Annotated in this window: 11 protein-coding genes and 2 pseudogenes; 6 read left to right on the top strand and 7 right to left on the bottom strand. The window is 56.9% G+C overall.

Going from position 1 to position 15,288, the window contains the following annotated elements:
- The first annotated feature begins 5 nt into the window (after positions 1-5).
- Complete coding sequence (locus IFT59_RS20515) at positions 6-926, top strand: NADP-dependent oxidoreductase (RefSeq protein ID WP_192088121.1); 921 nt, start codon at positions 6-8, stop codon at positions 924-926.
- 79 nt (positions 927-1,005) lie between these two features.
- On the opposite strand, the gene IFT59_RS20510 is transcribed toward IFT59_RS20515, so the two are convergent.
- Both IFT59_RS20510 and IFT59_RS20505 read right to left on the bottom strand, forming a co-directional pair.
- The gene (locus IFT59_RS20510) at positions 1,006-1,989 is read right to left on the bottom strand and encodes an SDR family oxidoreductase (protein ID WP_192088120.1); all 984 of its coding nucleotides are present in this window, start codon (positions 1,987-1,989) and stop codon (positions 1,006-1,008) included.
- Positions 1,990-1,993: 4 nt separating this feature from the next.
- Entirely contained in the window at positions 1,994-2,647 is a 654-nt protein-coding gene (locus IFT59_RS20505; RefSeq protein ID WP_249407679.1) for a DUF2306 domain-containing protein, read from the bottom strand.
- Positions 2,648-2,794: 147 nt separating this feature from the next.
- Between IFT59_RS20505 and IFT59_RS20500 the strand changes: the two genes are divergently transcribed.
- Positions 2,795-3,718: an AraC family transcriptional regulator gene (locus tag IFT59_RS20500; RefSeq protein WP_062463505.1), complete on the top strand. Its 924-nt coding sequence runs from the start codon at positions 2,795-2,797 to the stop codon at positions 3,716-3,718.
- A gap of 302 nt (positions 3,719-4,020) precedes the next feature.
- Here the strand turns inward: IFT59_RS20500 and IFT59_RS20495 are convergent, their stop codons facing one another.
- Complete coding sequence (locus IFT59_RS20495; RefSeq protein WP_192088119.1) at positions 4,021-4,770, bottom strand: SDR family oxidoreductase; 750 nt, start codon at positions 4,768-4,770, stop codon at positions 4,021-4,023.
- A gap of 940 nt (positions 4,771-5,710) precedes the next feature.
- On the opposite strand from IFT59_RS20495, the gene IFT59_RS20490 reads away from it, so the two are divergent.
- Both IFT59_RS20490 and IFT59_RS20485 read left to right on the top strand, forming a co-directional pair.
- Positions 5,711-7,405, top strand: coding sequence for a S9 family peptidase (locus IFT59_RS20490; protein ID WP_192088118.1), 1,695 nt, complete (start codon positions 5,711-5,713; stop codon positions 7,403-7,405).
- A gap of 379 nt (positions 7,406-7,784) precedes the next feature.
- Positions 7,785-8,522: a hypothetical protein gene (locus tag IFT59_RS20485; protein WP_192088117.1), complete on the top strand. Its 738-nt coding sequence runs from the start codon at positions 7,785-7,787 to the stop codon at positions 8,520-8,522.
- Positions 8,523-8,608: 86 nt separating this feature from the next.
- On the opposite strand, the gene IFT59_RS20480 is transcribed toward IFT59_RS20485, so the two are convergent.
- Positions 8,609-8,818: a hypothetical protein gene (locus tag IFT59_RS20480; RefSeq protein ID WP_192088116.1), complete on the bottom strand. Its 210-nt coding sequence runs from the start codon at positions 8,816-8,818 to the stop codon at positions 8,609-8,611.
- Positions 8,819-9,090: 272 nt separating this feature from the next.
- Between IFT59_RS20480 and IFT59_RS20475 the strand changes: the two genes are divergently transcribed.
- Positions 9,091-9,303, top strand: coding sequence for a hypothetical protein (locus IFT59_RS20475; RefSeq protein ID WP_192088115.1), 213 nt, complete (start codon positions 9,091-9,093; stop codon positions 9,301-9,303).
- 2,489 nt (positions 9,304-11,792) lie between these two features.
- Here IFT59_RS20475 and IFT59_RS20470 read toward each other — a convergent pair.
- Together IFT59_RS20470 and IFT59_RS20465 are read right to left on the bottom strand one after the other, a co-directional pair.
- The gene (locus IFT59_RS20470; RefSeq protein WP_192088114.1) at positions 11,793-12,179 is read right to left on the bottom strand and encodes a hypothetical protein; all 387 of its coding nucleotides are present in this window, start codon (positions 12,177-12,179) and stop codon (positions 11,793-11,795) included.
- Positions 12,180-12,754: 575 nt separating this feature from the next.
- Positions 12,755-13,699: an alpha/beta hydrolase family protein gene (locus tag IFT59_RS20465; protein ID WP_192088113.1), complete on the bottom strand. Its 945-nt coding sequence runs from the start codon at positions 13,697-13,699 to the stop codon at positions 12,755-12,757.
- A 90-nt stretch (positions 13,700-13,789) separates the two neighbouring features.
- On the opposite strand from IFT59_RS20465, the pseudogene IFT59_RS20460 reads away from it, so the two are divergent.
- Positions 13,790-14,682 (top strand): annotated as a pseudogene (locus IFT59_RS20460) (AraC family transcriptional regulator).
- 370 nt (positions 14,683-15,052) lie between these two features.
- On the opposite strand, the pseudogene IFT59_RS23025 reads toward IFT59_RS20460, so the two are convergent.
- Positions 15,053-15,288: pseudogene (locus IFT59_RS23025) on the bottom strand (TadE/TadG family type IV pilus assembly protein); the annotation flags it as partial.

Here is a 15,288-nt window from a genome sequence, read left to right as displayed (position 1 = left end):
TGACAATGCAACAGATCATTCTCTCAGACTATGAACAAATACCTGTTCTGCAGGACGCCGCTATCCCTGCGCCGAAAGACGGAGAGGTGCTCGTCCGCATCGCAGCCGCAGCCTTAAACCCACTCGACATCAAGCTGCAACGCGGTCAGGTGCATGCCTACTTCCCGCTCAGCTTCCCGTCTGCCATGGGCACGGATCTCGCGGGCACGATCGAGAAAACGGGTTCACTGACCTCGCGGTGGCGGACGGGCGATCGGGTCATGGCGCGGCTCGATCCGACGAAGGGTGGCGCTTTAGCGGACTACGCCATCGTTCCTGAAGATCAACTGGCGCTTGTTCCTGAAGAGCTGGACTTCAACAGCGCAGCCGGATTGCCGACGGCTGCAGGAACAGCCTGGCAGGCACTTGTAGAGATGGCAGATCTTCAGGCCGGCCAGACCGTACTGGTGCATGCAGGTACCGGGGGAGTCGGTAGTTTCGCCATCCAGTTTGCCAGAGGATTTGGCGCCCGAGTCATTGCCACCACTTCAGGGAATGGCGTGGAAATTGCCCGGGAACTGGGTGCCGATCAGGTCATCGACTATCGATCCGAGGATTTTACGCTCAAGGTTTCCGACATCGATGTCGTGCTGGACACGATCGGCGGGGAGACACAGCAGCGGTCCTTCGACGTTTTGCGCAGTGGTGGCAAGCTGCTTTCAACCGTATCTCCGCCCGATCAGGCACTGGCAACCGCCCACAAAGCCGAAGGTGCGTTCGTGTTCCATACATCGAACGCAAGACGGCTCTCGGATCTGGTTAAGGCCATGGGCGCGAAAGGACATTCAGTCCTGATCGACGGTCAATTCCCCATCACCTCGTTCGCAGAAGCTTTCGATCGCCAGGCATCTGGCAGGGCGCGTGGCAAGATCATCCTGAGTTTCTGATCGTCCTCGTGGGAGCAATGGAGCCGGGCGGCGTTTTTGCCCGGCTCTTCCTTCTTAGCGCTAGTCGCTACTGAACGGTTTATGCTGTGCCGAAATAATCCAATCCTTCGAGATCGTCGATCAATGCGGGGCCAACCGGCCGCCAGCCGAGTTCTTGCTGTGTCCGCTGGCTGTCGACAGGGTTATCGACTCCCACAAAGGGCGCCAGGAAGCCGAACTGGCGCTTGGCTTGAAGCGATGTTGCGGATCGGACTGGAAGACCGAGATCCTTGGCCATGATCTCAGCAATCTGCTTGTATGTGACCCCCTCTTCTGCGGCGCCATGGTAAACACCCCCCGCCCGTCCCTTTTCAAGCGCTAGCTCGAAGAGAGAGACGGCATCGCCGATATGTACCCCACTCCATCGATTTGAGCCGTCTCCGACATAGAGCACTTCACCATTCTTGCGGGCAGCCGTCGCGAGTTGCGGAATCAAACCCCTGTCGCCCCGACCGTGCACTGACGGCGCGAGCCGAACCACGGATGCCCGCACGCCACGCTGAGCCCATTGCCTTACCAAGGCCTCGCTGACAGCACGAACGTGACCGGGCGAGCGGGGATCGGGTAAGTCGGTTTCCACAGCAAGGCGTTCGGCGCGCGCGCCTGGAGGGCCGGCCACGCCCATCGTAGCGAACGCCGTCACCATCGGGCGTCCGGATCCAGTCAACGCCGAAGCCAACGCATCTATTGCTGCGTCATTCGTGGCCGTTATAGCCAGCATCATTCTCGCGACGGTGTTGCCGGGCCATCCCCCGAGGAGAGCGCCAAACAAGCGCCGGCGCGGTAGGTCGCCCGGCGAAAAGCTGTAGGCGAGATGGACGACCGCATCGGCCTCGGCAGCTCCTCTACGGAGAATATCAAGATCGACGATGCTCCCTGCAAGCGGACGGGCGCCTAGAGACCGCAAGCGACGGTCTGATGTCTTTGAACGGGCCAATCCGACGATCTCGTGGCCTTTTGTCGACAGATGCTCAATGAGCGCAGGGCCGACAAAGCCGGTTGCCCCTGTCATAAAGATACGCATCTAGTTACTCCTTGGAAGTTGTCACGGGGTGAGCGAACAGAACGCTTGTCGGACGACGCCAGAGAAAGAGCTCGGCGAGCAGAAGGTTCGGTAGCCAGCAAGCCCATGCGATAGTGCGGTAGGCTGTTAGAAATTCGACGTTGAAGACGTCCGAGAGCGGCAGGTAGATACGAAGTGTCACTGCTGAGAGCGTGAGCGCAAAGGACCGGATCATCCAGCGCCGGTGCGATGCAATACGGCCGGCAAGAACCTCGCGTACTGCAAGACCCGTCGTTATAAGCCACGCCAAGCCGAGGGCAGCGAAACCCGCCCCGGCCACTGGACCCGAGGACAGACCAGTCGCCAGCACCAGCGCCGCTAGGCCACCGCTCGCGCAACCAAGTGCGTAAATGCGACCGATACACTTGTGAAGAAACGGCCACCGTACTCTTAATCGCGGCCGAAATTGCCACGGTCCGAGAAGCAGTGCTGTAGCAGCACCGGCCGCGTGCACCGCGATCCAGGGATCAAAATGCCGGTTGGCAGCGATATTTGGGGGGACCGGCCCCTGGCCCACAAGATAGCGATAGGAAACCAGCGCCACCACGGTTGAGATCGTTGCCGTGGACGCCCAGACGAGCAGGCCCAGGCGCGATCTAGATACATGCACCATCTTCATAGCATTCCCAAGATGCAGCATCTCAACCACACAACGAGAGACGTAGGCATGAGATTTCCTTTGTTTTTACATCTTCCGAAGACTACCCCTCCCTTTGCGAACCATCTATGCTCGTTCAGACTAGAAATCTTCGAGATCGTTCGAAACATGGATCCATTGTCCGACATCCTGACCATACTGAAGCCTCGTCGACTGGAGACCGGCGCCACCGATGTGGGAGGCGACCTTTCAATCCGGTTTCCACCACATGAGGGCCTGTACTGCTATGCGGTGCTGGAAGGTGCATGTTGGTTGACGCTGGAGGACGGCGCCACGCCGCTCCGACTCAAAGCCGGGGATTGCGTCTTGCTGCCGAGCGGTCGTCCGTTTCGCATTTGCAGCAACCAAGGCCTCACATCCGTGGATGCCGCTGTTTTCTTCGCCGGCCGGAGCAATGGGGAAGTTGTCACCTATGAGAAGGGCGGCACTTGTTTTGTCTGTGCCGCGCATTTCGGTTTCGACAGTCCAGACTCAAGTCTGCTATTGGGCATGCTTCCGCCCGTTGTCCATATCAACGACGAAACAGATCAGACGGCAATGCGCTGGGCGCTCAACCGGATGATGGCGGAGCTGCGTACACCTAGAGCAGGAAGCGATCTTCTCGTTGAGCACCTCTCCCACCTGGTACTGATTCAGGCGTTGCGCCAGCATCTCACAGCGCGGGACGGCGCACGTGTTGGATGGCTTTCGGCGTTAGCTGACCCACCCGTCGCAGCGGTCATCGCAGCCCTGCATGCTAAACCAGCTGATCGATGGAGCGTCGCGGCAATGGCCAAAATCGCTGGCATGTCGCGCACGGTCTTTGCACTCCGCTTCAAGGCGATCGTCGGCGCCAGTCCGATGGAATATTTGACGCGCTGGCGCATGATGTTAGCCGCCAACGCTCTGAGGCAGCCACACAGAACAATTGCCTCAGCCGCGGTGGCGGTCGGATATGACTCTGACAGTGCGTTTAGCACCGCCTTCAAGCGTATTATGGGCTGCTCGCCTCGTAAGTATCACACAAGGATGAGCGGCGGGCACTCTGTCTAGGGCTGCATCGTGACCGGAGCTAACACCAGAAGAATTTGGTGACCTCCGGTCACTAGAGGCTACCGTTGCCTTGATGGGATTCGAACCAACGACACGGGAAATCTAAATACGCTAAGTCACTGAGAAAATTGAAGCAGATTATACCTAATTGTAATCAGCGTTTTTCACCGCACTTTGACCAGCTCGATTGGCCATTCGGAAAAATGCTCGATGAGCTTGACGGCAAGAATGCGCCAACAGGGGACATGGCCGATCCAATGGAGAGGAGCGCCGCGTGTGCGGCGATCCTACGGCGTCGACAATCATTTGACCGCAGAATTACCACCGTCCGCGTAGAGGGCTGAGCCCGTAACAAAGCTCGACATGGAACTGGCGAGGAAGAGGGCAGCATTCGCGATTTCCTCAGGTAGCGCGATGCGTTTCATTGCATGCAGCCCGGCCGCCCATGCCTTCTGGCTTTCGTCACCAGCCATAGGAGTATCCACCCCGCCTGGGAGTAGAGCGTTCGCCCTGATGCCCTGGCTGCCGTAATCCGCCGTGATACCCTTCACCAAGCCCATCAAGCCTGCTTTGGCAGCGGCATAAACCGCCATGCCGGGAAGCCCGACGCTCGTGCCGACAAAGCTTGATGTAAAGATGATGCTGCCGCCTCCCGCCTGAAGCATTGCGGGAATTTGAACGCGGCTCGCAAGGAAGGCAGAGGTCAAGGTCGTTGAGATTGTATCCTGCCATTCCGGCAACTCGACCTCGGCCAGGGGCTTAACAGGACCGACGGACGCCGCGTTGTTGAAGGCGATGTTTAAGCCTCCGAAGGACTGATAGGCCTCAGCTACCAGCCTCACATGCGTCTCCGGCAGGCCGACATCGCCTGCAACTGCAACAGCCCGTCCTCCCCCAGCACGAATACTTCCCAAAACATGATCGAGCGCCGCACTGTTTCTTCCGTTGATCACAACCGCCGCACCTTCGGCGCTAAACAGCAACGCTGCGGCGCGGCCGATACCGGACGATGCGCCTGTGACGATAGCTACCTTGTTTCCAAGCAAACCCATTGGTTGGCCTCCATTGTTGAAGGCCGAGCGATACAGACGCACGGACGCTTCACGCCACCCGTTTCCTGCCGGATCAGAGTAACGAGTCTCGTCCGGACGAGAGCTGCGTGATATCTGCATGTTGCGAACGACCAGATGGCGGCGATAGCAGACCAAGTTCGCGGCGAATGCCTCCTAAGTAGCCACGGCGCCCTACGCATCACAGGCGCCATCCGCATTTACAGGGCGGTAGGTACGTGTGATGAAAGCTTCAACTAAGTGATATGGAGAGGAAGCTTTATGCGACGAGCGCTAGCGCTAGGATCACTTGTCGTTATCTGTGCATGCTTTGAAGCTGACGCTCAAGAGTGTGCAACTAAACCGATTGCAGAGTTAGTCACTGCCAGCGACGCAGCTTTCAAGCGCTTCAACAACAACAAGGAGTTTACTTCCCCGCTTGCTGAACTCACTCCGCGCGCATCAGGTTTCTCATATCAGGCGAACATCCCTATCTGGGTTGGCACTTTGGAGGTCATCGACAAGACAGGCACGGTGGTGGCGTCGTTGATCACGCAGGTTCATTGTAATGGAGGCGTTGAATTTTCCATAGAATGGAGGAGACGGGCGGATGGGAGTATCGAATCTGGGCTTGGTCAGTAGTAGCTGACAGAGCTCATGGTGGCTTAGGGCCAAGATATTAGCGATTATAGTCCCACTTTCTTTTCGCCTATCTTTCCTTTCTACCTGATTGGTGGATTTTCGCCGCCATGGACATTTCTTTCGTTAGTCCCGGTGGTCGCCTTACTCCCTGCTATGCTCGATAACCTGATAGGTCTCACGACATCAAAAATGAGGAGAGGAAGGTGAGATCATTGCCGCAGGCGGTAGTCTCTCCGTCACGGCAACCGTTGATAAACTTGCCATGCTCTGTTTAATTCATAGTAGGCGAAGACGCATAGGTTTGGCATTGTCCGGTCGATTTAGCTTAGACGATCTACTTTCCCTGCATGATTTTCCAACGCTCGCCGGCCATCCCGTCGATATCGATCCCTCAGGGCGGTATCTCGTGTTCGCATTACCGAAGCCAACGGGCGAAGCGACACGCCATTTCGCCACCACGATAGGCGGTAGCGAAGCGGACCTCTATGTCATTGAGCTGGCGACCCGGAAACTTCAAGAAATCCCTCTTCCAGTCGGCTGCGGGGCGCTGTCGCCATGCTGGTCGCCTGACGGCACCATGGTTGCGGTAGCCCTAACTGACGGTAGCTTCGTCCGGCCAGCAGTGATTGAGGTGTCCACCGGGTTGGCCACATTTCTCTCGGATCGTAATGTCTGCATTGAATCGCCTCGTGGGGTCTTCGCATGGAATGGACCAACGAAGATCTTATGCGAGCTCCTCCCAGAGGGTGTACTTCCGACATGGATGGATATCGATCTAAGGGGAGCTAGGTTCATGACGGCTGTCTGGCAACGTGCTTGGGATGGGCAGCAGGCCACGGCAAGTCCGCTAAGGGACGATAGCCCTGCCATCGGCCCGCCGCTCATTACTTACGTTGAGATAGACACGGTGACGGGTAAAGCCGAAAGCTTCACAGAACAGGACGGCCTATCGGCTGCCGTAGAGTCGTTCGCAAATCGACCAATGATCGAATATCCGCCGCGATGCGTCGGCCCAGGCTCCAAAGCCCCACCGGAAAGCATTTTGGTTGCCGGTTCAGAAAGCTCATCAAGCGGCATCTACCTCGCCCGCAGCTCGGACGGTACACGCTTATGGCATATCGACAATGATGGAGGGCAGGTTGTCTTCGAAACAGATACCCATCTCGCTGAGCTGCCTCCTCCCAACGTCCGGCGTCTTCCATTCCAAACAATGGACGGACAGACAGCGCATGTGCGGTGCCTCCTTCCACATGATCATCAGCCGGGAGAGGTGAGACCAACCATAGTTTGGGTCTATCCCGGCTACGAAACTTCGTTCAACTACCGCCACCATCTGGACGCGAGAAACGATCCAAGTCCTTTGAACCTACATCCTCTCGCCTCAGAGGGCTTCATCGTTCTAATACCTGACATGCCAACCGACTCCGAGGTTAGGGGAGGTCGCGAACTCTCGGAAGAGCTTCTGGGCACCGTACTCCCAGCGATTGAGGCGGCCGTGACAGCTGGTTTTGCCGATCGACAGCAGCTTCACGTTGCCGGACACAGTCTTGGGGGATGGGCAGCGCTTCATCTCGTCGCACAAACAGATTTATTCAAAAGCGCAATTGCTGCCGCAGCCCCTACCAATCTGATTTCAGAGTTCGGCATATCAGACGTCAGATTCAGACATGGCGAATACGTTGATACTGACGGCCTCGCATCTATGAGCCGTATTTTCGGGCTTTCTCGGCCGCCCTGGGAAATACTAGACCGGTATGTCCGAAACAGTCCGGTGTTTTCTGCCGCTAGTATAGAGGCACCCGTCATGCTGATCCACGGAGATCAGGATTATGTCTCAATCACCCAAGCAGAGGAAATGTTCACGGCGTTGCGGACTCTCGGAAAGCCCGTCGAATTTGTCCGTTACTGGGGCGAAGGACACGTTTTTGAAAGCCCAGCAAATGTGAAAGATATGTGGTCCCACCTATATGCGTGGATTAGGCAGCATTCTTCTTAGTGACCGCTTCGGGCCGATAGGCGACCCCACCGCCCGAACCTCATCAGGGGCGGTAATGCCTGTCCCGTTTCCGGCGAGAAAGTATGATCCGCACATAGACTGCAATCGCAACAAGGATGCCAACAGCAGCCCAATAGAGCGGCGGGGTGTCTGTGAGCGCAGCCCCTAGAATGCCGATTATCCCTCCGAGGCTCACATAAGAAACCAATGAAAATCGGCTGTATAGCGAAACATCGAGGAGGATCCGGATGTACGTACTGACAAACTCACCCAAGTTACGAACCTTCCGCAGACGTTCAACGACACAACGCGATGACGTTACCGCTTTGACCTTTCCAAACGATTTCAGTTCCCCAGTCGAATTTGGAGCCCTCTGCTAGTGAATGACACCCGGCTTACCCGCACATTTGGCGACAACAATCCGATCCACAGCCACTTAGGTCTGGCGACAACTGCCTATTCCTACGCCCTTAGCTACGACGAATTGACGGAAGTAGCAGAGCGGATTGCACTGCTTTTGAACCTGCACCTTGGCGACAGCACCATCGATCTGCGCAACCCGCCACCCGAAACGAATCTGGTAGGTCATTCGTTAACATCACCGAGTCATGGTAAGAACTCGCGGCTTGGGGACCAAAATGACGATAGGCCAAAAGATAGTCTTGCTTGTCCTCGTAATGGTAGTTGCGTGTGCGGGAATGATCACTCGAAACCTAATGTTTGGCAGCTACGACATGGGGGACAGGACGGGCACGATTGGATTTATGGCGATCCTGCTCGCGTTGCTTTTGGGGACTTCAGTCGCGGCGCTTTTTCCCGAAGCGTTCTGAGCGCTGCGCTACTGCCACGGCAGAATGGGGAACCGGTTGCCTATCGCTACCGGCTGGCGGGCTCATCCGAATGGGACGTCAGCAACGCGGGCGACATGGACGGTGTGCGGGAGTGCATGTGGCATCTTGGCGACCAGCTGGAGATCGAGCTGCTCTTCGCATGGCAAAATCGGACGATAACCCGGCAGGCTCGCAATCAATGGACGAGGCGAGCCTACCGACTACTTCTCGTCTCTCACAACTTGAAGCACGTACCTCATGCGCCGTTTCGATTAACGATCAGTTAACGCCGCCGCGCGCACAGCCCCAGAATCTAGTGTCGCAGGAGGCCATGATGATCCTACCGGCATTTGGTCTCTCACCGGCAGAAACCTCAAAGCCGCTTGTCGATGATTGCCTTCTCCACCCGCTCAAACCCGCGAGCGATGACACCGACGAAAATCATCACGATGCCGAGCAAGAGGCACGTTGCAGGAAACCAAGCCCAATATCCCTCAAGGCCAAGGGGGTGCTGGAAGATTATCCCAACCATAGCCAAGAAAATGGTGAGATATCCGATCAAACTGACCCAGTGAGTGAGCATCGTTCCTCCGCTAGCTCAATGCCGCGCCGCTCAGATATGCGCAAACATCAGACTGGTTGCAAGGGTCTCGACGCGCCCTTCCGAACACCGTCGACCTAAAAGAATGTAGATCGTGCCGAGCTGCTGGCGACCGTCAAGGAATTCGCTCGATGGCATCACCTCAATGATCTGACGATCTACACCGGCGGGAAGCCGAGCGACAGCGAGATCGATTTCGAGGCAACTGCCTGGAACACGATCAAGCGCGCCCTCGCCACCACGGAGGGCCGGCCATGAGCATGGAGTGGATCAGGAAAAGGTACGGCGTTCCGGCGAAGCGCGGCGGCAGGGTCGAATACACTGGCGGCAAGACGCCAGAGTTCGGAACAATCCTGGCAGCCCGCGAAGGTCGGCTTCGCATACGCCTGGATGTGATGGAATACACGCATCCTCTGCCGTTCCATCCGACCTATGAGCTTCGTCACCTCGATGCAGATACGATTTAGCGTTGCCCGAAGTGCGGAGCGGGTCCGCTTGGCAACTGTGGATTTCATGGTTGCGAGACACCACGCGGCACTTGCCCGTTCACACCATCACCCGAAACGAATACGAAGGGGCGAGTTGGTTCGCTTTGCGGCCAAAAGCGGAAGTCGGCACCTTTGCGCCAAGATCACTTATCGAGCTGATTACGCGGCTTATCGTCATCTTGTTACCTCGTTTATGGATTGGTAGTGTTTGAGCTATGTGGGCGCACTTCTTGGGAACGAGCATATTGGCATTCGGCCTATTGATACCGGAAATGCGACGGCTCTTCGCGAAGTATGGCGTTATCTTTGCAGCAGTAGTTGGAACCTGCGCAGTGCTGCTGGTCTCTGGTTGGCTTCTTGCCTTGTTCCGGGTAGCTCTCGGCCTCACAGGAACCTTCTCCACCCTTCGATCATGTCAGCTCGTACTCACATTCCTCGTCCCGTTGTCGGTCTTCCTGTATGCACGGGGTCGGTATTCCGTGACTCCCAGTCTATTTCCGGCTGCAATCGCGTTTTTAACGGTGACCGTTGTGTTCATTGCGGTTGAGTTTAGCTACGCATATTAAGTCGAGGTGCTGAAGTATGGGCCGCCCATGTATAGTATTGCCAGTGCCTTGGACTTTTCAGTCGCGTTCAAGGAGGACACATTGCTTGACAACGATAGTGGACCGACGGTAGCGCGAGGACTTTATCGGATTTTTGCGCTGATCGGATGTGTCGCCCTGTTTTCACACTCTCTCTGGGAGATGTTCAGCACCACGGCAGCCCTCAGTCCGCTCGCATCGGCAGCAAATAACTTTCATTACATCGAACGCTGTGATGCCGAGGGGAACCCATAGACTACGGGAGAGCCTAACTGCCTAAACTTGTACGGCTATCTGTTTATCAACGGCCCAGTTCTACGCGCTATCAAACGAGCCTGCCCGAACAATGGAGAGGTTCCCGTGCTCCTGACACTTGAGGAGGGCAAGGCGTCAAAGAGAGATATCGTAAGTGTCGAAAGAAGACTATCCAATCAAAAACAAAACGGGGGAAGGCCGCGCTGCTGAGCGCGAGACTTTCATGGGATATGGATGATTGATACCCTGAAAGAAGTAACAAGTGTCCGCTGGAACAGAGCCTAACGGCGGCTTTGTCGTTTCGCTTTCTTCCGCTTGCTCCACATTCCGACCTGGCCGTGGCCAGAGATCACAATCCGTAGTAGATGAAGCCAATGAAAATCAAAGAGAGCTTGGTCGTCTTGCGCCGGTGGGAGCGGCGTCACCCCTTCTTAGGCTTCATCGCCCTCATAGTTTTTTCCTACGCCACCGTGCCGATATTCTTCGGTACGATCTTCAACCTCTTGTGGCCGGAGGGGTTTTGAATAGAACGGCGGTTACCGTTGTTTTGAACCAGAAGGTGTGACGGCGCTTGGCGAAATTCTGCACCGCCGACGTCTAATAAGCTGAGGCACGTTTTGCAAAAAAAAACGCAGTTTTGCCGGGACCATTCAAACGCTGGTACTTCGGCGGTTAGAGGGAATAAATGGAAGGTGAGCATAGCTCTTCTGCAAAGTCGTTTGTGACCCGGGTACTTGATGCAGCAGGTAGCCTAGCTATCGCTCACTTCGTAGGAACGTATGTGAGTTGCCTGATAGTGTGTGCACCGGGTGGTTGGGCCGCTCCTATGGCCGCGTGGGTGCTTACAAGCCTGATGCTGATACCTTTGCTTCTTGTGATCTCGCCATACGCTGCCGTATTGCTACTGTTATTGAATCGGTGTCGCGCAAAAATGAAGAGGACGTTCGCGATAGCCGGGTTGGTCGCTGGTCTTCTCACACTCGCGACGTTCATGTGGGTTGCGCCGACACTCGCAACTGAACTCCACCCCGCGCTGATGATAGTTGCCGCATCGTCGGGTGGAGCAGCGGGAGGTTTCCTATACCGCCTTACGGCAACCTTACCGAAGTCGCCCGTGCCAGCGACGTCCGCTTAGCGGTAAGAGAACTTTGCCTGCTTTCCGACAAATGCAGATATGGCTAAGGGAACAAGGCCAGCAGATAAATCATCCGCCAGCCAATAAGGCCCAGACACAGGCCAACAATTGCTCCGACAAGGGCGAACATAAGCAAGCCAAAAATTCCCGCGATTTCAAGGCCACAGACAGCGCCAAGGGTCAACCCTAGTATGCTGAGCAAGATTGCTACCGTCTGTTGTATCCTGTCCATAAGTAACACGTGGGTGTCGCGATGCATATTTTCAACGGTTTAATGGGCCGATTCCGGACTCTGGCAGCATCAATGGTCTTGAACCAATTCGAACCAACGACCCGGTGAGAGTTGGTCGTCATCCCCCAAGTTATGGGGCCTAGCTGGATTCGCGTCGCAATCGTAGAGCGGTCCGAGTCATCGATCCGCTCAAGTAGCTCTGCGATCATGATGCCAGCGAAAGGCAGCTCTAGTCCAATATCCTCTTGGAGATCTCGGTGGCTCATCCAGGAGTGCGATCGACTAGAGCCATGATGACCATCCCCGCTGCTACGCCGGCTGCGAACAGGCTCAGTCCAAGAGTAACACTCCTGACTGACAGTCGTCTCGGCTTGGAGACACCTGTATGAGCCTGATTGACAGCTGAGGCCTCAACCATGTTGTCTTCCTGCATCTGCTCCGGGGATGATCGGGGCTCTCGGGCAGCCGGTTGCGCGACTTCTGAGACAGGGACGTTGGCGACCGTCACGTGCTGGATATTTTCTTCATCGTATTTCACGGTGAATCCTACGGCGCCATCTGACTGTAACTTCGTGAGGACTTTCCGAGCTGCCTCGACTTCATCCGCGCCTTCCATGAGCGATGTCTGGGTGACGAGGTAATATGGCATGCGGGACTGCTTTCTATTCGCGCGATTGCAGTGTGATCAACCAGAATGACTTGCGCCGTCAAGCGCCCCGCAGTCAGTTACCCTGCTCCTCTTCCCAAATAGGCATGGCAGGCAAAGAGCGGGCAGTCGCCGACCGAGCTGCGACCCGTCGTGGGCGCTGATGAGCAAGGGAAACGGTTCTGAGAGAAAGAACCCGATCCTTGCTGTGAGTTTTTGAGCGGGTAAGAACATGGCCTCGTCGTCCAGAAGATGGCGTCACCGTTTTAGTAGTGTTTGGTAGCAAGCCGCGCTCAATGTAACGAGTATGGGGCCGGGAGCAGACTATCCGATGTTAGGGTGTAGCAGGCGACGAGCCGACTTCGGGCATCATGCGCTACTGTCCGAGTTCGACCCCATTGAAGTCAATCCTACTTGATGTCCTGCCATTAGCCGCAATGAAATCGCGTAAGCCGGTCCTATCGAACGGAACGGCGTCGCGGAGAACTAACGAAGCGCAAGCAACGTCTAGCTCCCGCCTTTTTGACACACCGATACTGGTCGGAAGCGTATCCAATTACGTGGTCTCAATTATCCGCTTACTTCTCGATGACGGTTCCAAGGCTGCTCGCTGGACCCTTCAACGCCGTACATGCTGAGGACCAGGCATTGGCGTCATCGCCAAGGGCAGTTCTCAACCAAGCCAGCGTCATGCGCTTCGTCGCCTCGAGCGCATCCGGCACCTTGACCTCGGTCTCCTTGGCGTCGAGCCCGGCTATGCCGCCAAGGCCTTGGCCTACTCCGTGAAGGGTCAGAAGTGCATGCGCACCAACCGCGTCATGGTAGGCATCGGCGTGCCAATCCGGGCCACGGGGCGTAAAATGAGGATTGTCGTCTGCCCCGCAAACGACCAGGCTCGGCGTCGTGAGGTGTGAGAAGTCGAGGTCGAAGAACGGAAAGCGTGCGGCGTTCTCTTCCGTCAGATCCTTTCCACCACGTCCGGGAGTGGTGAGAAGAAGCCCAGCCTTGATGCGTGGATCGCTAAAAGTCTCTCCGTGGAGTTGCGCGCCCAGGAGCAGGCTCACGGTGTGGCCACCGAAAGAATGTCCTGCCGCCGCGAGGCGGTCATGGTCAAGCCGGCCCAAGACGGCCGGCGCACGCTCTTCGATCTCTGACAGCCGGTCGATGACTGTGCGTATCTCCGCGATGCGCTCGCGCCAGAAGAAGGGCGCTCCTTCGGCGTCTTCAGGAAGTCCACCGACGCGGGAGCTCGCATGGGTGGGCTGGATGACGGCAAAGCCGCGCTCCGCCCAGAACTGCGCCAAAAGCGCGTAGCGGTCCTTCGACGGTACGTAGAATGACGGTCCGAATCCATGCGACAGAATGACGATGGGGAGGCAATCGCCTTCTGCCGGTGCAGTCAAACGCAGTTCCAGAGGCGCCCGTCCGTCGATGTCGAGGCGGATCGGCGAGTAGGCTATCGTGAGGGCTCCGTCGGGCGTCGGGATACGGCGCGCGGTGTCGATCAGATTGTTCGTCGTCATGTGTGGTCTCCTTGTGTGGCACCAGGATGGACGACGAGAGCAGGATTATCTATATCTGAACGTCCGCACCTATTGAGTAAAAGTCCAGACATGTCCGATCCACTCGCCGAGATCGTCTCGCTGCTCAAGCCTGTGCCTTCTATTGCCAAGCTGGTGACGGCAGGCGGGGCCTGGTTGGTCGAGCGTCATGAGCTTGGAAGTCCGTTCTTTTGCGCGATTGTCGAAGGACGCTGCCTGCTCACGATCGCCGGCAGACCGCCGATCATCCTCCAATCCGGGGATTTCGTTCTTGTCCCGCAGATCCACACCTTCACCATGAGCAGCCTTCAACCGCCTCCGCCGGGCACGTTACCGCGCCGGCTGGAGACCGGTCCCGGCGTCTTCCGCCTCGGCGATCCGGACGCCCCGGCCGAAGTCACGGCCATGGTGGGTCACTGTTCCTTCTTGGCGAATGACAAGCAGTTGCTGAGCTCGCTGTTGCCGGACATCGTTCATGCTCGAGGCGAGCGGCGGCTCATGGATCTGGTCGGGATGATTCACGCCGAGATGATCGGCAGACTTGCAGCGCGGGACATGATCCTGAGCCGGTTGCTGGAAGTCCTCTTCATCGATGCTCTGCGGAGTACAGGAGGGGCTGAGACATCTCCCGGATTGTTGCGAGGCTTTCCGACATCCGCCTGGCTCCAGCGTTGCGACGCATTCATCAGGACCCGAGCACAGGCGTGTCCGTCGAGGAACTGGCAGAGACCGCCGCAATGTCGAGGTCGGCATTCTTCGACCGCTTCCGAAGGCAGGTGGGCGTCCCTCCGATGGAATACGTGACGGGCTGGCGCATGGCGCTTGCAAAAGACCTTTTGGTTCGGCAGGAGGCGCCGCTGGTCGAGATCGCAACACGGATCGGTTACGCTTCCGCCAGCGCGTTCAGCGTCGCATTCACACGGCATGTCGGCGTGACACCGGGCGTTTTCGCCCGAACAGACTGACCTCGACAGCCCGCTTCGCCGTCCATTTTGCGCTGCTCCTGCGCTTCGATGTCCGCTTCGAAGGCGCACAGGCGACATGAGGCCGCTGTGGAGGCATGCCCGCTTTTGGGGACCCTGACTTGTTGACCGCAACGTCCGCAATGAAGGCGGGATCCTTCGTTGAGCGTGGACCGTAGTTGGCCCTGAGCACGATGTCGACAAAGACTAGTTGTACTACCCTGGGTTCGCCGGAGTTTGCTTGCTTCAATTTATCGGCTACGCCCTGCGAAGCCGCTGGAGCGAACGTCGATGCGCAGGTTCGGACTTGTAGCTGACCACAGATCCTACCCCTATCTGGCTGCATGCTAGAATTGTCGTGGCTGCCCGCGCATCATTTGGTCAACCGAACGAATTCACCATCCGGCGCGCAAACGGATGCGGCAGTGTAGAAGAAGTCTTGACGCTCAAACCCGCCGCCGTCCTCCCACGCGTGGTTGACCTTCTGATCGCACTCCAAGATCTTATCCAGCGGGCTAGACGCGTTCTTGGGCATCTGCACTCTATCCACAAACAGGTAGTGGCTAGTATTGGGATCGTCAGTGCGCAATACGGTGTCGTACTTCAGTG

This window comes from Rhizobium sp. CFBP 8752 (assembly GCF_014842035.1).
Taxonomy (GTDB): Bacteria; Pseudomonadota; Alphaproteobacteria; order Rhizobiales; family Rhizobiaceae; genus Neorhizobium; species Neorhizobium soli.
The sequence above is the reverse complement of the archived record's forward strand: the minus strand, read 5'-3'. Positions and strand labels throughout refer to the sequence as shown.

Excerpts from the sequence above, each read along its gene's own strand:
- IFT59_RS20515 (WP_192088121.1), top strand. The coding sequence starts at position 6 with ATGCAACAGATCATTCTCTCAGACTATGAACAAATACCTGTTCTGCAG.
- IFT59_RS20510 (WP_192088120.1), bottom strand. The coding sequence starts at position 1,989 with ATGCGTATCTTTATGACAGGGGCAACCGGCTTTGTCGGCCCTGCGCTC.
- IFT59_RS20505 (WP_249407679.1), bottom strand. The coding sequence starts at position 2,647 with ATGAAGATGGTGCATGTATCTAGATCGCGCCTGGGCCTGCTCGTCTGG.
- IFT59_RS20500 (WP_062463505.1), top strand. The coding sequence starts at position 2,795 with ATGGATCCATTGTCCGACATCCTGACCATACTGAAGCCTCGTCGACTG.
- IFT59_RS20495 (WP_192088119.1), bottom strand. The coding sequence starts at position 4,770 with ATGGGTTTGCTTGGAAACAAGGTAGCTATCGTCACAGGCGCATCGTCC.
- IFT59_RS20480 (WP_192088116.1), bottom strand. The coding sequence starts at position 8,818 with ATGCTCACTCACTGGGTCAGTTTGATCGGATATCTCACCATTTTCTTG.
- IFT59_RS20475 (WP_192088115.1), top strand. The coding sequence starts at position 9,091 with ATGAGCATGGAGTGGATCAGGAAAAGGTACGGCGTTCCGGCGAAGCGC.
- IFT59_RS20470 (WP_192088114.1), bottom strand. The coding sequence starts at position 12,179 with ATGCCATATTACCTCGTCACCCAGACATCGCTCATGGAAGGCGCGGAT.
- IFT59_RS20465 (WP_192088113.1), bottom strand. The coding sequence starts at position 13,699 with ATGACGACGAACAATCTGATCGACACCGCGCGCCGTATCCCGACGCCC.